Source organism: Wenzhouxiangella sp. XN79A, assembly GCF_012272825.1.
GTDB lineage: Bacteria > Pseudomonadota > Gammaproteobacteria > Xanthomonadales > Wenzhouxiangellaceae.
Window position 1 is genome coordinate 1 of record NZ_JAAWWS010000125.1, and the last position, 21,348, is coordinate 21,348.

At 68.1% G+C, this 21,348-nt stretch carries 16 protein-coding genes; 6 read left to right on the forward strand and 10 right to left on the reverse strand.

Going from position 1 to position 21,348, the window contains the following annotated elements:
* Positions 1-302 precede the first annotated feature (302 nt).
* From HFP89_RS01400 to coaBC, 6 genes are all read right to left on the reverse strand, one after another.
* Positions 303-773, reverse strand: a complete 471-nt coding sequence (locus tag HFP89_RS01400) for a hypothetical protein (RefSeq protein ID WP_168715855.1) — start codon at positions 771-773, stop codon at positions 303-305.
* On the reverse strand, positions 770-2,848 hold the full coding sequence (glyS, locus tag HFP89_RS01405) for a glycine--tRNA ligase subunit beta (RefSeq protein ID WP_168715856.1): 2,079 nt from the start codon (positions 2,846-2,848) through the stop codon (positions 770-772). Before glyS ends, HFP89_RS01400 begins: the two co-directional genes overlap by 4 nt.
* Positions 2,845-3,744, reverse strand: a complete 900-nt coding sequence (glyQ, locus tag HFP89_RS01410) for a glycine--tRNA ligase subunit alpha (protein WP_168715857.1) — start codon at positions 3,742-3,744, stop codon at positions 2,845-2,847. The genes glyS and glyQ overlap by 4 nt, the downstream gene beginning before the upstream one ends.
* 84 nt (positions 3,745-3,828) lie before the next feature.
* Complete coding sequence (locus HFP89_RS16140) at positions 3,829-6,531, reverse strand: hypothetical protein (RefSeq protein ID WP_277347454.1); 2,703 nt, start codon at positions 6,529-6,531, stop codon at positions 3,829-3,831.
* Between the two features lie 101 nt (positions 6,532-6,632).
* The gene (gene dut, locus HFP89_RS01420; protein WP_168715858.1) at positions 6,633-7,088 is read right to left on the reverse strand and encodes a dUTP diphosphatase; all 456 of its coding nucleotides are present in this window, start codon (positions 7,086-7,088) and stop codon (positions 6,633-6,635) included.
* Positions 7,085-8,326, reverse strand: coding sequence for a bifunctional phosphopantothenoylcysteine decarboxylase/phosphopantothenate--cysteine ligase CoaBC (gene coaBC, locus HFP89_RS01425; RefSeq protein ID WP_240955830.1), 1,242 nt, complete (start codon positions 8,324-8,326; stop codon positions 7,085-7,087). Before coaBC ends, dut begins: the two co-directional genes overlap by 4 nt.
* Before the next feature lie 91 nt (positions 8,327-8,417).
* Between coaBC and radC the strand changes: the two genes are divergently transcribed.
* Positions 8,418-9,092, forward strand: coding sequence for a DNA repair protein RadC (gene radC / locus HFP89_RS01430; RefSeq protein ID WP_168715860.1), 675 nt, complete (start codon positions 8,418-8,420; stop codon positions 9,090-9,092).
* A gap of 362 nt (positions 9,093-9,454) precedes the next feature.
* On the opposite strand, the gene rpmG is transcribed toward radC, so the two are convergent.
* Both rpmG and rpmB read right to left on the reverse strand, forming a co-directional pair.
* Complete coding sequence (gene rpmG / locus HFP89_RS01435; RefSeq protein WP_168715861.1) at positions 9,455-9,622, reverse strand: 50S ribosomal protein L33; 168 nt, start codon at positions 9,620-9,622, stop codon at positions 9,455-9,457.
* 12 nt (positions 9,623-9,634) lie between these two features.
* Positions 9,635-9,871 (reverse strand): 50S ribosomal protein L28, encoded by a 237-nt coding sequence (gene rpmB / locus HFP89_RS01440; protein ID WP_168715862.1) that lies wholly within the window; start codon positions 9,869-9,871, stop codon positions 9,635-9,637.
* 360 nt (positions 9,872-10,231) lie between these two features.
* Between rpmB and HFP89_RS01445 the strand changes: the two genes are divergently transcribed.
* Positions 10,232-12,952, forward strand: a complete 2,721-nt coding sequence (locus HFP89_RS01445) for a M14 family zinc carboxypeptidase (RefSeq protein ID WP_168715863.1) — start codon at positions 10,232-10,234, stop codon at positions 12,950-12,952.
* Positions 12,953-13,012: 60 nt separating this feature from the next.
* Positions 13,013-14,764 (forward strand): GGDEF domain-containing protein, encoded by a 1,752-nt coding sequence (locus HFP89_RS01450; protein WP_168715864.1) that lies wholly within the window; start codon positions 13,013-13,015, stop codon positions 14,762-14,764.
* Positions 14,765-14,867: 103 nt separating this feature from the next.
* Here the strand turns inward: HFP89_RS01450 and HFP89_RS01455 are convergent, their stop codons facing one another.
* The gene (locus tag HFP89_RS01455) at positions 14,868-16,976 is read right to left on the reverse strand and encodes a prolyl oligopeptidase family serine peptidase (RefSeq protein ID WP_168715865.1); all 2,109 of its coding nucleotides are present in this window, start codon (positions 16,974-16,976) and stop codon (positions 14,868-14,870) included.
* A gap of 416 nt (positions 16,977-17,392) precedes the next feature.
* On the opposite strand from HFP89_RS01455, the gene HFP89_RS01460 reads away from it, so the two are divergent.
* Positions 17,393-18,037: a hypothetical protein gene (locus tag HFP89_RS01460; protein WP_168715866.1), complete on the forward strand. Its 645-nt coding sequence runs from the start codon at positions 17,393-17,395 to the stop codon at positions 18,035-18,037.
* Positions 18,038-18,142: 105 nt separating this feature from the next.
* On the opposite strand, the gene cmoB is transcribed toward HFP89_RS01460, so the two are convergent.
* Positions 18,143-19,081 (reverse strand): tRNA 5-methoxyuridine(34)/uridine 5-oxyacetic acid(34) synthase CmoB, encoded by a 939-nt coding sequence (gene cmoB, locus HFP89_RS01465; RefSeq protein ID WP_168715867.1) that lies wholly within the window; start codon positions 19,079-19,081, stop codon positions 18,143-18,145.
* A gap of 83 nt (positions 19,082-19,164) precedes the next feature.
* On the opposite strand from cmoB, the gene cmoA reads away from it, so the two are divergent.
* Positions 19,165-19,911 (forward strand): carboxy-S-adenosyl-L-methionine synthase CmoA, encoded by a 747-nt coding sequence (gene cmoA / locus HFP89_RS01470; protein ID WP_168715868.1) that lies wholly within the window; start codon positions 19,165-19,167, stop codon positions 19,909-19,911.
* Positions 19,904-21,262, forward strand: a complete 1,359-nt coding sequence (locus HFP89_RS01475) for a hypothetical protein (protein WP_168715869.1) — start codon at positions 19,904-19,906, stop codon at positions 21,260-21,262. The genes cmoA and HFP89_RS01475 overlap by 8 nt, the downstream gene beginning before the upstream one ends.
* Positions 21,263-21,348 lie beyond the last annotated feature (86 nt).

Sequence of the window (21,348 nt, forward strand, 5' to 3'; positions counted from 1 at the left end):
AGTCCGCGTGGCGAAACGCCTGTAGCCAGAACCCCGGCACAGCCGCCGGACACGGCTCCGGCAAGACGCGAAGAAAGCAAACCACCTCTCAGCCGAAGCCTGTGGCCGACCAACGACAGATCGGCCTGCCCCTGGCTTCTCGGATGCATCCGGGGCCACTGTAAACCGCAGCCGGAGCGAGCCCGGGCGCTTCGCAGACACCGGCCCACCGTCGCTGCCCCGAAAGCCACTGCCCGTTCAGCCGCCTGTAAGAGCGCTTTTGCCTACTTTTGTCGCGACCGAAAAAAGCAGTCGAACGCGGACTACCCGGAACCCCCACCCTCCCGCAACAGCGAGCGCAATTCGACCGCCAGAGACGCTTCATCGCCCAGGCGCCGGACCACGCCCACGGCCTCGGTCAGCGCATCGGCCATGCGGGCGCTGGCGACCAGTGCGATGAGTTGCTGGGATTCGACACCGTAGCGGTCGGCCAGGTCGGACAGCGCGTCGTGCCGTCGGCGCTGCCGGCTGAACAGACCGAAATCGAGGTACAGGACTGCGTCCAGTGCGCCCCCGCCGCGCTGGATGTCGGCCTCGAGCCGGCTCTGCCCTTCCAGCGCCCGATCGACGCGGTTGCGGGTCGGGGTCCAGCGGTCGGGGCGCTCGGCCAGCAGCACCAGTGGTCGATCGAGCCTGTTCATCTCGGCAAAGCGGCGCATCAGGCGATTCCCGATCGGCGCTTCGGCCGTCGGCAGCAGCGCGCGATCGACGAGGATCGGCGCTCGCGCGCTCATGCTCGACCGAGCAGCGCCACGTCGGCCACGTGGAGAAACACGGTACGCAGGCGATGCAGCAGCGCCAGTCGGTTGTTGCGCAATGCGTCGCTCTCGTCCATGACCATGACCTGGTCGAAGAATGCGTCGACGGCCGGTTTCAGCGCGGACAGGCGGCTGAGTGCGGTGGCATCGTCGCCTGCCTCGAGCGCGGCGCGCGTTTCCGCTTCTGCATCCATTACTGCGTCGAACAGGGCGACTTCTGCGTCGATCTGAAGCAGATCGTCGTCAACGTCGCCGAAATCCTCGACGCCTGACTGGCGCAGCAGATTGGCCGCTCGCTTGTTCGCAGCGATCAGGCTTTCCATCTCCGGGTCGTCGGCGAAGCGCTGCAGGGCTTCGGCTCGACGGACGAAATCGGCGATGACGTCAATGCCTGTGGCTTCGACGGCGCGAACGGTGTTGACCGCCAGGCCTCGTTCGGTCAACCAGGCGCGCAGCCGGTCGAGGATGAACGCGGTCACCTCGGCACGGGTCTCGGGGCTGACGGTGAGCTGGTCGGCCAGGACCGTGGCCGCATCATCGACGAGCTCGCTGAGCGATCGACGGACCTCGGCGGCGTGAAGTATCCGGACCACGCCCTGGGCAGCCCGGCGCAGGGCAAAGGGATCCTTGCTGCCTTTCGGTCTCTTGCCCGCGGCGAACACGCCGACCAGCGTGTCGAGGCGGTCGGCAGCCGCCAGCGCGCGGCCGGCCGGATCCTCGGGCAGCGCGTCGCCGGCATGGCGGGGAAGGTAGTGGGATTCGATCGCCACGGCCACGGCCTCCGGTTCGCCGTCGGCCAGCGCATAGTGCCGGCCCATGGTGCCCTGGAGTTCCGGAAACTCGCCGACCATCTCGGTCATCAGGTCGCACTTGGCCAGCGTCGCCGCGCGTTCCACGGTCGTAGGATCGGCCGAGAACGCGTCGGCCAGCGCCCGTCCGAGCGTCCGGATTCGGGCGGTCTTGTCGGCCAGGGTGCCGAGGCGGTCCTGGAACTGCATGGTTGCGAGTCGATCGAGTCGCGCGGCCAGCGGCCGATGCCGGTCCTGTTCGAAGAAGAACCGGGCGTCGGCCAGACGCGGTCGGATCACGCGTTCGAAGCCGTGAATCATCTGGGGCGGATCAAGGCTTTCGAGATTGGCCACCGTGATGAACTTCGGCGCCAGCGTTCCGTCGGCCCGGTACAGCGGGAAACACTTCTGGTGGATCCGCATCGCGCTGACCAGGGCTTCGGCCGGCACCTCGAGAAAGGCCGGATCGAAACTGCCGACGACGGCCACCGGCCATTCGACCAGCCCGGTGACTTCGTCGAGCAGTGCGTCGTCGGGGCGGATTTCCAGCCCGGCCTGTTCGGCGCAGCGGCGGACCTGTTCGGCCATCACGGCGCGCCGCCGGTCGAAGTCGGCCAGGACGAAGGCCGATTCCAGCAGTCGTTCGTAGTCGCCAACCGCGGTGACTTCGTGGGGTCCGGGTGCGTGGATCCGGTGGCCGCGGGTCTGCCGATCGGCGTTCAGCCCGAACAGCGTCACCGGCACGACCTCCTCGCCGTGCAGGGCGAGCAGCCAGCGGACCGGACGCAGGAACCGATCGCTTCGATCCGACCAGCGCATGCTGCGCGCACTGGCCATGTCGCGAACCACCCGTTCGAGCAGCTCCTGGGCGAGTTCGGCCAGTGCTTGCCCGGGCTGTCTGATTTCTGCGTACAGCCAGCGCCCCTGTTCGTTTTCCAGCCGGTCGAGCTTATCGACGTCCAGCCCGACACTGCGCGCGAAACCGAGCGCGGCGCGGGTCGGCTGGCCGTCGGCGTCGAAGGCGGCCTGTTCGGCCGGGCCCTTGCGCTCGATCAGCCGGTCGGGCTGACGTGCCGCGACGTCGTCGATTCTCACGGCCAATCGTCGTGGTGTGGCCAACCAGTTGACCTGGCCTGCCTCGCTGGTCAGTCCGGCGTCGACCAGGCCCTTGAACAGCCCTTCGGCCAGCTGTCGGGCCTGGCTGCGCAGAGCGTTGGCCGGAAGTTCCTCGCAGCCCAGTTCGATCAGCAGCGTCGGATTCATGCCTCGCCCTCCCCGGTCGTTTTCAACCCTGGAAAACCGAGCGCTTCGCGACCGGCGTGGTACGCCTCGGCCACCTGGCGGGACAGGTCGCGGATGCGCAGGATGTAGCGCTGCCGTTCACTGACCGAGATCGCCTGGCGCGCGTCGAGCAGGTTGAAGGTATGGGATGCCTTGAGCACCTGGTCGTAGGCCGGCAGAGGCAGGCCATCCTCGACCAGCGACCTGGCCTCGCACTCGAGCCGGTCGAACAGCGCGAACAGCCCCTGGACGTCGGCTTTTTCGAAGTTGTAGGTCGATTGCTCCACCTCGTTCTGGTGATAGACATCGCGGTAGGTCACCGGGCCGTGCGGCCCGTCGGTCCAGACCAGGTCGAACACGCTTTCCACCCCCTGCAGGTACATCGCCAGCCGCTCCAGACCGTAGGTGATCTCGCCCATGACCGGGCGGCATTCCAGGCCGCCGGCCTGCTGGAAATAGGTGAATTGGGTGACTTCCATGCCGTTGAGCCAGACCTCCCAGCCCAGGCCCCAGGCGCCTAGGGTCGGCGACTCCCAGTTGTCTTCGACGAATCGGATGTCGTGGATCGTCGGATCGATTCCGACGGCATCGAGCGACCCGAGATAGAGTTCCTGGAAGTCCAGCGGCGAGGGTTTCATGACCACCTGGTACTGGTAGTAATGCTGCAGCCGGTTCGGGTTCTCGCCGTATCGGCCGTCGGTCGGACGGCGGCAGGGCTGGATATAGGCCGCGTTCCACGGCTCGGGCCCGATCGAACGGAGGAAGGTCGCCGGGTGGAACGTGCCCGCACCGACTTCGAGGTCGAGCGGTGCGGTGAGAACGCAACCCTGGCGCGCCCAGTAGTCGTCCAGCGTGCGGATGAAATCCTGAAAATTCACGGTCTCGGGGCTCGTGCGCGGCAAACCCCGGAGTATACCGCCCGGCTCCGGCCGCACGGGCCGGCGGCCGGGCCGGGCGGATGTTCAGAACGGCAGTTTCAGTGACGAGTGAATGGCCAGCATCGCATCGCGGAACTGGCCCTGGATGCGCGCCAGCGATTCCTTGGTCGTCCCCTCGAAGCGCAGCACCAGCACCGGCGTGGTGTTCGACGCCCGCACCAGCCCGAAGCCGTCTTCGAAATCGGCCCGGAGTCCGTCGATGGTGTTGACCTCCGCATCGTCGAACCGCGCCTTGTCCTGGAAGGCCTTGACGAACGCGTGCGGTTCGCCCTCCTTCATCGGCACCTTGATTTCCGGCGTGCTTTCGGCCTTGGGCAGCTCGCCGAACACCTGGCCCGGTGCGCGCGTATCGGCGGCCAGGATCTCGAGCAATCGAGCGGCCGAATACAGGCCGTCGTCGAAGCCCAGCCAGCGTTCGGCGAAGAAGAAGTGCCCGCTCATCTCGCCGGCCAACGGCGCCTGGCGCTTCTTCAGCTCGGCCTTGATGAACGAGTGACCGGTCCGGCCCATCACCGGCCGCCCGCCCGCGGCTTCGATCTCGCCGGCCAGCAGACTCGAGCATTTGACGTCGTAGATGATTTCGCCGCCCGGCACGCGCGACAGCACGTCATGGGCGAACAGCATCATCAGACGATCGGGGTAGATGATTTCGCCGTTCGGGCCGACCACGCCGAGCCGGTCGCCATCGCCGTCGAAGGCCACGCCCACATCGGCTTCGAAATTGCGGACGCACAGGCGAAGATCTTCCAGGGTGGCGGGATCGCCGGGGTCGGGGTGGTGGTTCGGGAACGAACCGTCGACTTCGGCGTACAGCGGGATGACGTCCGCGCCGATGGCCTCGAGCAGTCGTGGCGCGATCGCGCCGGCAATCCCGTTGCCGCAGTCGGCGACGACCTTGAGCGGTTTCTCGAGCTGGATATCGGTGGCGATGCGCTCGATGTACTGATTGTTGATCCGCGCTTCGTGGGTCTGGCCTTCGCCGTTGACCAGCCGGCCTTCCTGCAGCCGAGCGTGCAGCGCGGCGATCGCGTCGCCGGCCAGGGTCTCGCCGCCGAGCACGATCTTGAAGCCGTTGTAGTCGGGCGGGTTGTGGCTACCGGTGACCATCACCCCGGAACCTCCGCCGATGTCCTGCGCGGCGAAATACAGCACCGGCGTCGGCACCGCCCCGACATCGACCACGTCCAGGCCGGTACTCATCAGGCCGCGACTCAGTGCCGCCAGCATCCGGGCCCCGGACAGGCGCCCGTCGCGAGCGACGGCGATGCGGGTCAGTTGGCGATCGTGGGCCTCGGAACCGATCGCTCGGCCGATCGCCTCGGCCACGTCTTCGTTCAGCGTCTCGCCGACCACACCGCGAATGTCGTAGGCGCGGAAGATCGACGCATCGGGCACGACGATGGCGGCTGCGCTCGCCGGCGCCGTCGGTTCCGGCCGGGCGCCGTCGGAGTCCGCCTCATCGGCCGGCGTGGGGAGCTCGAACGACTCCGACGCGGCCACGGCCTCATCGGTTTCGTCCATCAGCGAGCGCAGCATCGCGCCGATCGCTTCCTGTTCGTCCTCGTCGTCTTCCGGTGGAGGAATCCCTGCCGCCTTGCGCGAGGGATCCGGCGCCGGTCGGTCGGCGCCGGACGGCTCGGCATCGGCGTCATCGGCCGTTTGCTCTGCTTCGGGGTCGGCCGGCGTGAAACTGCCGAGTTCGGTGGCATCGATCTCGCGCACGTCGGTCGATGCGCGGCGCGGCTCGCCGTCGGCGGTCAGGTCGCCTGGACGGGCTTCCCGGTCCGGCGCAGGGGCCGGGTCGGGCCGCGGCGACGCCAAAGGCGGCTCCTTCGCCGTTTCGGCCGCTGCCGGCGGTTCCGGCTCGGCTGCTGCGCCGGCCGGCTCGACCGGTGCAACCGGCGCGGCAGGTCGGGCGGGCGTTGACGCCGCGGGCTGGTCCGGCGTTCGCTGTTCGGGGCGACGCTTGTGAAGGAGGTCGGACAGCCGGGTCACCGCGGAAGACGAGGTTTCGCGCAGCCGCAGGACGCCGAGCAACACCAGCAGTACGCCGACGGCAAACACCCCGGCCAGTTGCCCGGTGCTCATCGGGCCCAGCAGATGATCGCGATGCCAGGCCAGTTCGAACTGGGTGCCCTCGATCGCAATGCTCGGAGCGCCGGACGGCACCCCCTGGCCCAGGCTCTGCAGCGCGATTGTCGACCCGCCGTCGATCTGGCGCAGGACCATGCCGTCCACCCCGCTCGGCCGCTGAAGCTGGTTGGCCAGCATCGAGCTCGGCAACGCCACCCACAGCACCGTGGCAGGTTCCTGTTCGTCGCTCAGTGGAGCGGCCAGCGCAAGGTATTCATCGGGCGTTCCGGCGAAATGGGCCTGGGCGGGAACGCTGCCCTGTTCGCCGGCTTCGATCACCATGCTCAGGGCCGCGAAGCCACCGCCCGGCAGCCGGCTCAGGTCCATCAGCTCGAACGGTTCGCTGGCATTGACCAGGTACAGCACGTTGCGGATGCCGGCTTCGCGCAGCGCCTGTTCGAGATCGTCGCGGCTCGCCGCCTGCTCCTGCATGCCCCGCGCCACTCCGGCCACCCCCGGGCTGGTCAGGCCCTGGCGCAGCTCGCGGATGCTCCGCTCGAGCGCGGCGGCCTGCTGCTGGGCGCCCAGGCGAGCCTGTTCCTGCGCGTTCTCCGCGCGGAGGGTGTTCCACAGCAGGCTGCCGCCGGCCAGCATGATCCCGATTCCGGCCGTCAGTACGAGCAGCCCCAGAAGGCGGGGGGCGATGCCGCCGACCGGACGTCGTTTCCCTGCCCATTGAGCGAGCTGTGCTGCCCTCACGAAACCCCCGTATGGCCGAATCCGCCTTCCGCGCGATCGCTTGCTTCGAAGGCGTCCACGGGACGAAGTGTAACCTGCACCACCGGCACCACGACAAGCTGGGCGATGCGCTGGCCGGGTTCGATCCGGATCGGCGCCCGGCCGCGGTTCCAGCAGGAAATCCTGACCGGGCCCTGGTAGTCGCTGTCGATCAATCCGACCAGGTTGCCCAGCACCAGGCCCTGCTTGTGGCCCAGTCCGGATCGAGGCAGCAGCATCGCGGCCAGGCCGGGATCGGCCAGATGGATCGCCAGCCCCGACGGAACCAGCACGGCGTCGCCCGGCGCCAGCTCCAGTGGTTCGTCGAGCGCAGCCCGCAGGTCCAGACCGGCCGATCCGGACGTGGCGTACTCGGGCAGCGGCCAGTCGCGACCGAACCGGGAATCCAGCAGTCGAATGTCGAGCGTGGTCATCGCGGGCGCTCCATGCGTTCGATGATGAGATCGACCAGCTGCGCGGCGAGCCGGCTCTTCGCTGCGCTGGCCAGCGGCCAGTCGCGATCGGCGGCAATGACGTGCAGCGCGCTGTCGCCGTCGCCGAACCCTCGATCGGTGCCGACCCGATTGGCCACGATCAGGTCGAGCCGTTTGGCGGCGAGCTTGGCCCGCGCATTGGCCTCGACCATATCGGTTTCGGCCGCGAAACCGACCGTGAACGGGCGCGGCTCGGAGACGGCGACTTCGGCAAGGATATCCGGGTTCGGGACCAGGTCCAGCACGCGGCTTCGGCCGTCCTTCTTGATCTTCGAGTCGGCGACTTCGGCCGGACGGAAGTCGGCCACGGCGGCAACGCCGACGAATCCGTCGGCGGGCAAGGCGTCGAACACCGCAGCGCGCATCTGTTCGGCGGTGGTCACGTCGACCCGGCGCACCCCGGCCGGCGTGGCGCGTTCGACCGGACCGGCGACCAGGACGACCTCGGCGTCGGCCCGGGCCAGTGCGCTGGCGACGGCGAAGCCCATCGCGCCGGACGATCGGTTGCCGAGAAAGCGAACCGGATCCAGCGGTTCATGGGTGGGTCCGGCGGTGACCACGAAGCGGGTCCCCGACAGGCGACCCGGCGCCGGGCGATCGCTCGCGCCGAGCACTGCGGCCGCGATCGCTTCAGGTTCCAGCATGCGCCCGGCGCCGATTTCGCCGCAGGCCTGGTCGCCGCTGCCCGGACCGAGCAGGACCACGCCGCGAGCCTGCAGTCGGCTGCAGTTGTCGACCACCGCCGGGTGCGCCCACATCACGCGATTCATTGCCGGTGCCATCCACACCCGGGCCTCGGTGGCCAGCAGCACGGTGGTCAGCAGGTCGTCGGCCCGCCCGATCGCCGCCCGGGCGATCAGGTCGGCGGTGGCGGGTGCGACCAGCACATCGTCGGCCCAGCGGGCCAGCTCGATATGGCCCATGCCGGCTTCGGCCTCGGCGTCGAGAAGCTCGGTGTGGACGCGATGGCCGCTGACTGCCTGAAGCGTCAGTGGCGTGATGAAGGCCTGCGCGCCGGAGGTCATGACCACCCGGACCTCGGCACCGCGTTCGCGCAGCCGGCGAACCAGTTCGGCGCTCTTGTAGGCCGCGATCCCGCCGCTGACCCCGACCAGCACGCGCCGGGCGCCGATCGGGTCGGTGGACGGCGGGGCGGGTTGTCGGGACGATTCGGTCAATGTCCTACCCGTATTGGGGACGATTTCCGATGGTGCGGACCGCGCCGGTGGGGCACGCTGGCCAGGTCCGACCCGTAAAGGACCCGATTGTATGCGAATCCACGACTGGCCCACCGGCGAACGACCGCGCGAACGCCTGCTGAACGAGGGGGCGGAGGCCCTGAGCGATGCCGAACTGCTGGCCATCCTGCTGCGCACCGGAACCCGGGGTTGTTCGGCGCTGGACCTGGCCCGGCGATTGCTGGCGACGTTCGACGGCCTGCGCGGCCTGCTGGAGGCGCCGGCTGACCGGTTGGTCGCCGAGCCGGGGCTCGGCCCGGCCAAGGTCGCCCAGCTGCAGGCCGCGATTGCGCTGGCCCGGCGCCACCTGCGCGCCCGCCTGACCCGCGGCGATGCCCTGACCAGCCCGGATGCGACCCGCCGCTTCCTGCGCGCCGAGCTGCGTCATCGACCGCATGAAGCCTTCTGCGCGCTGCTGCTCGACACCCGGCATCGGGTCATCGCGTTCCGGGTCCTGTTTCACGGCACCATCGACGCGGCGCACGTGCACCCGCGCGTCGTCGTCGAGACCGCGCTGAGCGACCGGGCCGCGGCGGTGATCGTCGCCCACAACCACCCGTCGGGCGTGGCCGAGCCCAGCCAGGCCGATCTCGCGATCACCCGCCGGCTGCGCGACGCGCTGGCCCTGGTCGACATCCGGTTGCTCGACCACTTCATCGTCGGCGACGCCGAGGTCGTCTCGTTGGCCGAGCGGGGGCTGGTCTGACTCTTCATGACCGGGCCGGAAACGGAACGTCAGGAACAGAAAGCGAGGAACCGCAGAGTACGCAGATTCGCGCAGATGGAAATGACAGACCGCTGCAGTTCTTCCGGTCCGGTCGATCCTCGTCGACTGCAGTGATCGTCGCTGACGGAGAACCGCGCACGAACCCCTCGGATACCCCGCAGCACAGAGTTGGAGCGCGTAACGTCATCCAACAACCCCATCTTCGGAATCGGCATCTGCGTGAATCTGCGTACTCTGCGGTTCTCCTTCCCGTTTCTGGCGCCCGGAAACGAAAAACGCCCGGCGGGGCCGGGCGTTTCGAAGAGGTGCTGTGGTGATGCAGGAGCCGGGGATTCGATCGATTACTTGATCTTGGCTTCCTTGTACATCACGTGCTTGCGCACGACCGGGTCATATTTCTTGAACTCCAGCTTCTGCGGGGTGTTCTTCTTCTGCTTGTCGGTCGTGTAGTAATGGCCCGTCCCGGCGGAGGAGACGAGCTTGATCTTGTCGCGAGCGCTACCGGCCATGTCGAATCTCCTTTAGATCTTCCGGCCCGACGCACGCAGCTCGGCGAGCACGTTGTCGATGCCTTTCTTGTCGATGATGCGAAGGCCCTTGGTCGAGACGCGGAGTTTGATCCAGCGGTTCTCGGCCGGGGACCAGAAACGGTGACTGTGGAGGTTCGGCAGCGAACGACGACGCGTCTTGTTGTTGGCGTGGGACACGTTGTTCCCGACCAACGGGCGCTTGCCGGTTACCTGGCAGACTCTGGACATGACGATTTCCGGATGTTGGGTCGATACGGGCGCAACACGCGCCACGGCGAAAATGCTAGCCGCCTTTTATAGCCCAAAATCGTGGGGAATGCAACGCCAGAGGCAATTTTCTGGACCGAGCCGGTCGATTCGGACCGCAGATCGAAAAAAGCCCGGCGCCGAAGCGCCGGGCAGGCCCCGCATACACCGCGTCCCTTCCCCAGAACAGGCAGCGGCCCCGAGATCGGATCGCATCTCGTATCGAACAGAATTGTGTGATGTATATCACATTGTTTCGGTCGCGCCAAGCCTCGGATACGCCCCGTCGTTCGCTGTCGCTCGGCTATCCTCGACAGCCCGTTCCGATCAAGAGGCGCATCCATGCGCGCACTGCTTTTCGTTCTGACCCTGCTGGCCGCTCTTCCCTCGTCGAACGCCCGTTCCGAACCGGCGATGCCGGACATCGACTTCCGGTCCGGCTACGCCGCAGCACCCGGCGCGCCGTCGCTGGAGACCCTGCTGGGCGTTCCGATCGGCTCGGCGATCAGCGAACCGGGCGAACTCGCGCGCGCCTTCGAGCGGCTGGTCGAGGCCTACCCGGACCGGACCCGGAAGGTGTCGTACGCCACCAGCTGGCAGGGTCGTGACCTGTTCTACGTGATCATCGGTACGCCCGACAGGATCGAGCAGCTCGATGCGATCCGCGACGACATCCTCGCCGTGGCCCGACCCGATCGCCACGACGACGCCCGGATCGAGACGGCCCTGGAGCGACTGCCCGGCACGGTCTGGCTGTCGAATTCCGTGCACGGCAACGAGATCGCACCGGCCGACGCTGCGCTGATGGTCGCCCATCACCTGCTCACCGCCGACAGTGATCCGGTGGTCGATACGATCCTCGCCGAGACCCTGGTGTTCATCGACCCGATGCAGAACCCGGACGGGCGGGCCCGCTTCGTGCAGCGATTCGAAGCGGAGCTGGGGCTGGAGCCGCTGGCCGACCGCCTTGCTGCCGAACACGACGAGCCGTGGCCGTCGGGACGGGTCAACCACTACCTGTTCGACCTGAACCGCGACTGGCTGGCGATCACCCAGCCCGAAACCGAGGGCCGGGTCGCCGCGCTGCTCGAGTGGTTTCCGCTGGCCTTCGTCGACGCCCACGAGATGGGGCCGGACACGACCTTCTTCTTCGCGCCCGAAGCGGTACCCTACAACCCGCTGCTGGTCGAGGATCAGCGTGCCTCGCTCGAACGGTTCGGCCGCAACAACGCGCGCTGGTTCGATGCGCTGGGCCTGCCGTACTTCACCCGCGAGATCTTCGATGCCTTCTATCCCGGCTACGGCGCCAGCTGGCCGTCGTACTACGGTGCCGTGGCGATGACCTACGAACAGGCGTCGGTGCGCGGCCTGAAGATGCGGCGACGAGACGCCACCGAGTGGCGCTACGTCGAGTCGGTCGAGCGCTATGCGGTGGCACTGCTGGCCACCGCCGAGACCGTCGCTCGGAATCGCCAGCGGTTGTGGCGCGATTTTGCCGCCTACCGCGCTTCGGCCGTCGAGCAGGCGCGCCAGCAGGGAACGCGGGCCTGGGTCATTCCGACCCAGCGCGACCAGCGCGGCGCCGACCGTCTGGCCTCGCTGCTGGCCCGCCACGGCGCGGACGTGCACGTGCTCGATGCAGCGCGTTCGGCCTGTGATCGGCAGCTCGAGCCGGGCAGTTACGTGATCCCGGCCGCGCAGCCGGCCTATCGCAAGCTGCGCGTACTGCTCGACGACGACATTGCGCTGCCCGACGATTTCGCCGAAGAACAGGAACGACTCCGGGCGCTGGATCGCCCGGACGAGATCTACGATGTCACCGCCTGGTCGCTGCCGGCGATGTTCAATCTCGAGGTCGCGACCTGCCGGCGCGCGATCGCCGTCGACGACGCTCGCGTGGTCAGGCCCGGGGCGCTGCCGGCCGGTCGGATCACGGGCCCGGACGATGCGGTGGTCTTCCTGGTTGCCGGCGGTTCGCAGGCCACCGGCGAATTCCTGGCCGCGGCGCTGGGCGAGGGACTGTTCGTGCAGTCCAACGAAAAGCCGTTCGAGCACGCCGGCCGGACCTGGCCGTCGGGTTCGGTGATCCTTCCGGCCGCGGCGCTGCCGGCCGACGGACGGACCGCGCTCGCCGCCCTGGCAGCGCGAACCGGAGCCACCGTGGTCGGCGTCGGCGATACCTGGGTGACCGACGGGCCGAATCTGGGCAGCATGACCGTGCGACGGCTGCATCCGCCGCGGGTCGCGCTGGCCTGGGACGCGCCGACCGACATCTATGCACCCGGCGCGCTGCGCTTCGTCCTCGAGCGCCGCTTCGGCGTTCCGGTTACGCCGATCCGCACCGCGACGCTGCGCTCGGCCCCGCTGGATCGCTACGACGTGGTGATCCTGCCCGACGACTCCGGGCGCTGGGGCGGCTACGAAACGGTGCTCGGCACGGCCGGCCGCGACCATCTGGCCGACTGGGTCGAGGACGGCGGTGTCCTGATCACGCTGGCCGGGGCGACCGATTGGGCCGCCGATGCCGATGTCGACCTGCTCGCGATCCGCGCCGAGCGCCAGCTGCGCGATCCGGTGGACGAGGAAACAACCGCTGAAAACGACGAGCACCGGCAACCGGCAGCGCTCGTGCCCGGTACCGAACTGACGTCCATCCAGGAGTTCGAGGCCGCGGTTACCCCGGACGTCGAGCGACCCGACTCGGTGGCCGGCGTGCTGGTGCGTGCCGAGGTCGATACCGAGCACTGGCTGGCTGCCGGACTGGCGCCGACGCTGAACGTGCTGGTCCGTGGCGATCGGGTGTTCGGCCCGATCACCCGCGATCGCGGGCGCAACGTGGTCCGGTTCGCCGGCCCCGACCGGCTTCGTGCCGCCGGCTACCTGTGGGACGAGAACCGCCGCCAGCTGGCCTACAAGCCGTTCGTCGTCGACCAGCCCCTCGGCCGGGGGCGGATCGTCGCGTTTACCGAGGATCCCAGCGTTCGCGCCTACCTCGATGGACTGAACCTGCTCGTGCTCAATGCGGTGCTGCGCGCCCCCAGCTATACCGGACGGGTCCGCTGATCCGGGCTCGCCCCCGACCCGCCCGGTCCGTATACTGGGTCGGGATCCAGGGTGCGAGGGATGCTGTTGCCGCTGCCGCAGAACATGAGCCTGCCCGGGCTGGGCCTGCTGCTTGCCTTCACCGCGCCGGTCGCTGCGATGGACGCCGATCGTTTCGCCGAGCGGCTCGACCGGGCCGCCCGGCTGAACGTATCCGCGCCGTGGCCGGAGTCCCAGCGGATACTCGACGAGCTGCGCGTGCACCTGGATCTGGCAAGCCACGATCAGCGCGTGACCTATCTGATGCTCGAGAGCCGCAACCAGGCGATGGATGGTCAGCTCGAGGCCTCGTTGGACACGGTCGAAACCCTGCTCCAGCTCGAACTCGAACCCCACCAGCGGCTGATCGCGCATGCGCGCGCGGCCAACGTCGGCTATATCGCGAGACGATTCGAAACGACCTTTCGTCACCTCAACGCAGGAATGGCGCTACTGGCGGACGACTCGCTGGAACGTCATGCGGTCAACCTGTACAGCGTGGCCGCGTACATCTACGCGCTGGCCGAGGAACCGGAGGATGCGGTGATCTTCGGTCGCAAGGCGTTGGCGATCGCGCAGCGTTTCGGCCTCGCGCGCGAACAGTGCGCGGCTCGCCAGCGGCTGGGCTTCGTCTTCAAGCGACAGCGCGACAGCACCGCCGCTGCCGAACAGTACCGGGCGGCGATCGACGAATGTGCGGCAACCGGTGACGAACTGCTGATCGGCACCCTGGACTATGCCTACGGTGACCTGCTGCGCTCGATCGGCCGCCACCGAGAGGCCGAACCCCGCCTCGAGCGGGCGATCGAGAAGATGCAGGTCCATGGCTACCGCGAAGGACTGTCGCTGGCCCGACTGTATCGGGCCCGGCTGGCGCTGGCTCGTGACGAAGCCGACCTGGCCGAACGGATGTTTCGAGACGCACTGGTCGACCTGACGGCCGCCGGCAATGACGAATACGTCGCCGAAGCGCACCGCGGACTCGCAGAGCTTGCGCTGGACCAGGAACGATTCGGCGACGCGGTCGATCATCTGCGTTCGTCCATGAACGCTCGCGAGGCGTATCTCCAGGAAGTGCGCGATCGTCGCACCGCGTTTTTGCAGGTGGAGTTTTCGGTGGCCGAGAAGGAACGCGAACTGGCCCGGCTTCGAGAACAGCAGCGGATCGCCGAGCTGGAGCGGCAGAGCCTCGCCCAGCAGTCGCTGATCCGGATCGGTCTGGTCGTCGGCACTCTCTTGCTGCTGTTGCTGCTGCTGATTCTCTGGGTCCGCGCGGTTCGCGACCGCCGCCGGTTCCGGCGCCTGGCGCACCGCGATGCCCTGACCGCGCTCAGCAACCACACCCGTTTCTTCGAATTGGCCGAGACGACCCGCCAACTGGCCATGGCCAAGAAGCGCAACTACACCTTCGTGCTCGGCGACATCGACCATTTCAAGCAGGTCAATGACCGATACGGGCACTTGACCGGCGACGCCGTCCTGCGCAAGGTCGGTGCCGCGCTGCGCGAGCAGTTCGGCGACAAGGGCATCATCGGCCGGGTCGGTGGCGAAGAATTCGGCCTGGCCCTGCCCGGCCCCGACCTGGCCACCTTGCTTACCGGGCTCGAGGCGGTGCGCGCCCGGTTGCGGACGATCCGGGTCGGCGAGCAGCCGATTCCGATCACCATGAGTTTCGGCGTGGCCCGTCCGCGCGACGGCGAGTCGTTGACCGCGCTGCGCGAACGGGCCGATCGGCGCTTGTATGCGGCCAAACAGGCCGGACGCGACCGGGTCGTCGCCGAGGGCGAAGGCTGACCGGACTCGCCCCGGGCGTCGAGCCAGCCTGCGAGGCGGCCGCCTCGGGCCGACCGCCGGCCGGCACCGGCGGGATCGCGTCGGCGGGATCGCCTCGACGGGATCAGTCTTCGGGGTCACTCCTATCGGCCAGCTGCCCGTGCAGGTACGCGTAGATCAGTGCGCTGAGATAGGCCTGCTGCTTCAGATTGGCCGCGCCGCCGTGGCCGCCTTCGATGTTCTCGTAGTACAGCAGATCGTGGCCCTGGTCGAGCATTTTCGCGACCATCTTGCGGGCATGCCCCGGATGGACCCGGTCGTCGCGGGTGGAGGTGGTGAAGAACGCGCGCGGGTAGTCGACGTCGGCGGAGACGTTCTGGTACGGCGAGTACGCGGCCAGGTAGGCCCACTGGTCGGGGTCGTCCGGATCGCCGTATTCGGCCATCCAGCTGGCGCCGGCCAGCAGGCGGTGGTACCGCTTCATGTCCAGCAGCGGGACCTGGCAGACCACCGCGTCGAACAGGTCCGGGCGCTGGACCATCACCGCGCCGACCAGCAGGCCGCCGTTGCTGCCGCCCTGGATGCCGAGGTGGTCCGGCGAAGTGATGCCGCGTTCGATCAGGTCCTCGGCCACGGCAATCAGGTCGTCGAAGGCGCGCTGGCGGTTTTCCTTCAGCGCGGCCTGGTGCCACTTGGGCCCGAACTCGCCGCCGCCGCGGATGTTGGCCAGCACGTAGACCCCGCCGCGCTCCAGCCAGGCCGAACCGGTTACGCCGGAGTAGAACGGCGTGCGTGAAACTTCGAAGCCGCCGTAGGCCGCCAGCAGCGTCGGATTCTGCCCGTCGGCCTCGAAGCCGGCCGGCGTGACGACGAAGTACGGAATGCGCTCGCCGTCGGCCGAGGTGGCCTCGTGCTGCGCGACCTCCATGCCGGCCTTCTCGAACCAGGCCGGTTCGCTGCGCACGTCGGTGTGGGTGTCGCGGGCGGCATCGGCTTCGAACAGCGTCGACGGGGTCAGAAAGCCGGTGTAGTTGTAGTAGAAGCGATCGGACCGGTCGTCCGTCGACACCACGGCGATGCTGCCGAGCTCCGGCACGTCCAGCGGCTCGCTGACCCAGCGGCCGTCGTCATGGGTGAAGCGGTGCAGGGTCGAGACCACGTTGTCGAGCACATTGACCAGCACGGTGTTCTCGGTGGTGGCGACCGATGAGATCGACGCGCGTTCGCCGGGCTGGACGACCACGGCCAGTTCCGGGCTGTCGGTCTCGAAGCTGTCGATCGGCCCGGCGACCAGCGCCCCCTGGGAGTAGGTCGTGCCGGCCACCTCCCAGTCGGACTTCAGTTCGATCAGGACCTGGCCATCCAGCATTCCGGCGAGTTCGGCGTCGTCGGGCACGTTCAGGCGGTGCGGTTTGCCGTCGCGGTACAGGTAGTAGTGGCGTGAAAAGAAGCCGGGCGCGCGCACGATCATGTCGTAGTGATCATCGCCGTCCCAGAAACGCAGGCCCTGCGCCGCGACGTCGCCGCGTTCGCCTTCGAACACGATCGGGGCCTCCGAGGGATCGCTGCCGCGTTCCCAGATCCGCACCGTACGCGGGTAGCCGGAGTCGGTGACCTGATCCTCGCCGAAGGCCGGGCCGTAGAACACCGAGTCGCGGTCGCGCCAGCTGATGGCGCTCTTCGATTCCTCGAGCCTGAACCCGTCCTCGACGAATTCGCGCGTTGCCATGTCCCATTCGCGCGTGACCGTGGCATCGGCGCCGCCGATCGACAGGCGGACCAGGCAGCGGTCGTAGTCCGGATAGCGGCAGCTCGCGCCGGCCCAGACCCAGTTCTCGCCTTCTTCCTCCGCAAGCGCGTCGAGGTCGAGCAATACCTCCCACTCGGGTTCCTCGTTGCGATAGTCCTCGACCGTCGTCCGGCGCCAGATGCCGCGGACGTGCCCGGCGTCGCGCCAGAAGTTGTAGATCATCCCGCCCTGCAGCGACGGATACGCGATCCGGTCGTCGGAGGTCAGGATTTCCAGCGCGCGGTCGTGGATCGGCGCGAACAGCGGGTGGGCCTCGAGCTCGGACAGTGACACCTCGTTCTGCCCGCGTGCCCAGGCCAGCGCGTTCGGGCCCTCGACCTCCTCGAGCCAGAGATAGGGATCGTCGCCGGGTTGTGTCTGTGCCATTGTGATCGAGCCGGCGCCGAGGCCGGCGGCCAGTAGGAGGAAGCAGAAGTGTTTCATGAACGGGTCCATTCGGGGTCGTCGGCCGACCATTCTGGCCGGTCCGGGTCGGCGCGGCGTGTGCCATTGGTTGGTGTGGAACCCTCGTCCGGGACCGTGAAACGGGATTCGACGCGGAAATCGCCCGGCGGCGCGACCGCGTGGAACCACCGGCACGCCGCCGTGGAACGGAAACCGGCATGCCGCGACCTCCGAGCGCGGCTTGAACTTCGGTAAGGCCACCAGAAGGTCTTCCGGCAAGGCCCGGGCACACAGGCCCGCTTGCCGCAGACCACACTCACACCGAACCGGGAGATCCGCTCATGAGACTCCAGAAACGACTTCTTGCAACTGCCATCGCCGCTGCAGTCGCGCTGCCCCTTGCCGCGCCTGCCGACGACCACGAACATCGCCGACACGAAAACCATCATCCGGAAATGAACAAGCACTCCGCGATGAACACCACGAACCCGTCGCGTGACTCCGGAACGCAGGCACAGCGCTACGGTGAACAGCAGACATCGCCGTACGGTGCGCCGGACAACAGCTGGATTTCCATCAGCGGTACGGTGGTGGACGTCGCCCGCGATCAATTCGAGCTCGACTACGGCGACGGTGTCGTGACGGTCGAGATGGACGACGGCGACCGGGACGCGGATGCCTATTCGCTGTTGACCGGTGACAAGGTCCGCGTCATGGGCCGGGTCGACGACGATCTGTTCGAAACCACGACGATCGATGCAATGAGCGTGCAGGTCGACAAGCTGGGCACGACGTTCTATGCCGATCCGAACGATCAGGAAGCGCTGAGCGTTGCGGTTACCGTGCCGATCACCGTTTCCGAGACGGTCGTCAACGGCCGCGTCATCTCGGTCGACCAGGACGACTTCATGATCGATACCGGAATGGCCCACCTGACCGTCGATGTCTCCGATCTGGCGTCGAATCCGCTTGACGACCGCGGCTTCCTGCGGATCGATGTGGGCGATCGGGTCAGCGTGACCGGCGACATGACCCGGGAATTCTTCGAAGGCCGCCAGCTCGACGCCGATGTCATCGTCGAGTTGAGCAATCGACGGTAGTCAGCCCCCGGGCGCCTTCCGCCGCGATCATCGTTCGCAACATCGACCCCGGCTCCTGCGGTCGGGGTCTTTTCCTTGCGCAGCCGGCGCAGGCCCGCGCAGGGTTCAGGCCGGTCGGCGTGCAGTCAGGACCGCGCGGAGCGGCGGCGGATGCCCTTCGATCGTGGCGCTTCGATCCGGGGTCAGCGCGTTGGCCAGGGAATGGAAGGGCATCCAGTCGGTCGGGCGCTGTTCTGCCGTGGTGGTCCGCGTCCGGTCGCAGACCGCGACGCCGGCGTATCCGGCCTCGACCAGCCAGTCACCCAGTCGGGGAACGGTCGGCAGTCGATGAACGTTGCGCATGTTGGCGTAGCGCCCGGGGGGATCGAGTTGCTCGTTTCCGTCGCCGGGCAGGACCAGCGTTTCGAGCACCAGCGTGCCCCCGGGCGCCAGGTGCCGGGCGATCCGGGCCAGGTGCTCCAGCGGGTCGCGACGGTGATACAGCACGCCCATCGAGAACACCACGTCGAACGCACCGATCGCCGGCAGGGCCTCGAAACGCAGCGGCAGGAAGTCCAGCGCCGCCGGGCCGGCCAGTCGTGCGATCGCGCGGTGCTGCATCCAGAACACCAGCGTCGGGTCGCAGACGGTGACACTGGCCGCGCCGGCGTCGAGCATCCGCCAGGCGAAGTAGCCGTTGCCGCCGCCGATGTCCAGCACGTGCCGGCCGCCCAGGTCCACCTGCGGTGCGACCCGGTCCCATTTCCAGTCCGAGCGCCACTCGGTATCGATCGATACGCCGGCCAGCCGCAGCGGGCCCTTGCGCCATGGAATCAGGCCCTTCAGCGCAGTGGCGGCCTCGGTCAGCGTGTCGGCCGGTTCGCCGGCGACCAGCACGCCGTGGTCGATCCGCCAGCCGGCCGGTGCGTCCGGCACTGCGTCCAGCGCGGCCTGCCAGTCGGGCAGCCGGCCGTGCCGATCCGGATGCGTGGCCGCGGCCACGGCCGTGTCGAGATCGGCTGCGCGGACGGCGCCGAAGCGATCGATTCGAACCGCGTCGTTCATGGACCGGATCGGCGCAGGCGGATTCTGGGGCATACAATCACTGCAGGTTCCTGTCGCCGGGTCCGACCCGGCGCTTTACTGGTATGGCTCGAGACGAAATCTACCGCACCCGCGACGTCGACCGACCGGCGGCACCGTTCGAATTCTCCGAGGCCGTGGTCAAGGTCTTCCCGGACATGATCGAGCGCTCGGTGCCGGGGTACCGCTCGATGCTGGACCTGACGCCGCTGCTGGTCCGGCGCGCCGTCCAGCCGGGGTCGCGGATCTACGACCTGGGCTGCTCGCTCGGTGCGGCCACGCTGGCGGCCCGGCGCGCGGTGCAGGTCGACGATGTCGAGATCATCGCGGTGGACCGCTCACCGGACATGGTCGCCCGCTGCCGAGAAGTGATGGCCGCCGACAACTCGCGCGTGCCGGTCGAGGTCGTCGAGGCCGACCTGCTCGACATGGCGATCGAGAATGCTTCTGTGGTGCTGGTCTACTACACCCTGCAGTTCGTTCCGATCGCCGAGCGCGATGCGCTGGTTCGCCGCATCCACGACGGCCTGCGGCCCGGCGGGTTGCTGGTGCTGGCCGAAAAGCTGGCCTTCGAGCCGCCTTCGGTCCAGGACTGGCTGGATACCCACCACCACGATTTCAAGCGCAGCCAGGGCTATTCGGATCTCGAGATCGCGCGGAAACGCCAGGCGCTGGAGAACGTGCTGGTGCCGGAGACCCGGGCGCAGCACCACGAGCGCCTGCGCGCCGCCGGATTCACCGCGATCGTCGACTGGTTCCAGTGCTTCAACTTCGCCGCCATCGCCGCCGTGCGTGGAGCCGCCGATGGTTGAGCGATCGAACACCGACATCGACGAAAAGGAACTCGATCGGATCGAACGACTGCGCGACCGGACCGACGAGATCGAACTGATCATTTCCGGTCTGACCACCGTTGCGCTGTTCACGCTGCCGGGCTGGTTGTTCGATGCGGTCAGCGCTCGCTACTCCCACCAGTCCTACGCCTCTTCGCAGGCGATGGAAATCCTGTTGATCCTGGCACCGGGCGTGTTCTACGCGCTGGGAGGATGTTTTGCCGTCCACCTGATGATCCGTGCCTACTGGGCCGGACTGGTCGGGCTCCGCTCGGTCTACCCCGGCGGCATCGTCTGGGAGCGCGTGCCGGGCATCGGTCGCCAGACCCGCGAACACCACCAGGCGCAGCTGCCGGACCTGCGCCGCGCGATCACCTCGGCCGATCATGCAGCCTCGGGCCTGTTCTCGGTCATCAGCATGATCGCGCTGGGCATGCTGTGGATCTCGGTGCTGATGATCGCGATCCTGATGGGCAGCCAGCTTCTCGGCGCGGTCATCGGCGATTCCGACCGGGCCATCGATCTGTCGCTGTGGTTGCTGGTGGGGCTGTTCATCGGCGCGCCCGGTCTGCTCTGGCTGTTCGATGCCGTGCTCGGTGCCCGGTTTCCCGGACTGGCGGAACGGGCCTGGTTCCGGGGCATGGTTCGAAGGCTGATCGTGATCAACGGGTGGATCTGGCCGCAACGCCTGATCCTGCCGGTCCAGCTCACGCTCCAGACCAACACCCGCCCCTACCTGTTCTCGCTGATGATCGCGCTGGGGAGTTTCGGCATCCTGTTTCTCGGCTTCGTTCGCTACGAGGCCTGGACGCAATTCTCGATCTCCGACCCGTTCCGCTACCTCGACCGATCCACGATCGAGGGCGGCATCGACAGCGCCCACTACGAGAGCCTGCGGGGCCGGCCCGACCGCCTGCGAATGGTTCCGACCCTCGATGACTTCGAGCAGCGCAGCGCGTTCCTGCGGGTGTTTCTTCCCTACTATCCGCAGCGCGACAATCCGGTCCTCGATGCCCGCTGCCCGGAAGCGGCGTCGCCGGTCGACTGCCTGAGGGGGCTGTGGACCGTGCGCCTGGGTCGGCGAACGATCGCGCCCGACACGCTGCTGCCCACGGAACGGCGGGATCTCAATCAGCGCGGCCTGACCGGCCTGGTTCCGCTGACCGACCTGCCACCGGGCCTGCACGTGCTCGAGATCGTCTGGAACGAGGCCGATGCGTCGGGCGGATCCGCTGCTGCAAGGACCTACCGGGTGCCGTTCGTGTTCTCGCCCGACCAGGAGCTCGGTGCGCGGCAGATCGAATCCGCCGACTCCGCCGCAGGGTTCTGAGCCCCCGGGCCGGTTCGGCGGCCTGCTGCAATCGAACCTCGGCGCGCCGCGTCGAGCCGTCCGGGGGTCGAAGGCGTCGCCCATGG

Coding starts and splice junctions, on each gene's coding strand:
- HFP89_RS01400 (WP_168715855.1), bottom strand. CDS start 773: ATGAGCGCGCGAGCGCCGATCCTCGTCGATCGCGCGCTGCTGCCGACG.
- glyS (WP_168715856.1), bottom strand. CDS start 2,848: ATGAATCCGACGCTGCTGATCGAACTGGGCTGCGAGGAACTTCCGGCC.
- HFP89_RS16140 (WP_277347454.1), bottom strand. CDS start 6,531: ATGCTGGCCGGCGGCAGCCTGCTGTGGAACACCCTCCGCGCGGAGAAC.
- dut (WP_168715858.1), bottom strand. CDS start 7,088: ATGACCACGCTCGACATTCGACTGCTGGATTCCCGGTTCGGTCGCGAC.
- radC (WP_168715860.1), top strand. CDS start 8,418: ATGCGAATCCACGACTGGCCCACCGGCGAACGACCGCGCGAACGCCTG.
- rpmG (WP_168715861.1), bottom strand. CDS start 9,622: ATGGCCGGTAGCGCTCGCGACAAGATCAAGCTCGTCTCCTCCGCCGGG.
- rpmB (WP_168715862.1), bottom strand. CDS start 9,871: ATGTCCAGAGTCTGCCAGGTAACCGGCAAGCGCCCGTTGGTCGGGAAC.
- HFP89_RS01445 (WP_168715863.1), top strand. CDS start 10,232: ATGCGCGCACTGCTTTTCGTTCTGACCCTGCTGGCCGCTCTTCCCTCG.
- HFP89_RS01450 (WP_168715864.1), top strand. CDS start 13,013: ATGCTGTTGCCGCTGCCGCAGAACATGAGCCTGCCCGGGCTGGGCCTG.
- HFP89_RS01455 (WP_168715865.1), bottom strand. CDS start 16,976: ATGAAACACTTCTGCTTCCTCCTACTGGCCGCCGGCCTCGGCGCCGGC.
- HFP89_RS01460 (WP_168715866.1), top strand. CDS start 17,393: ATGAACAAGCACTCCGCGATGAACACCACGAACCCGTCGCGTGACTCC.
- cmoB (WP_168715867.1), bottom strand. CDS start 19,081: ATGAACGACGCGGTTCGAATCGATCGCTTCGGCGCCGTCCGCGCAGCC.
- cmoA (WP_168715868.1), top strand. CDS start 19,165: ATGGCTCGAGACGAAATCTACCGCACCCGCGACGTCGACCGACCGGCG.
- HFP89_RS01475 (WP_168715869.1), top strand. CDS start 19,904: ATGGTTGAGCGATCGAACACCGACATCGACGAAAAGGAACTCGATCGG.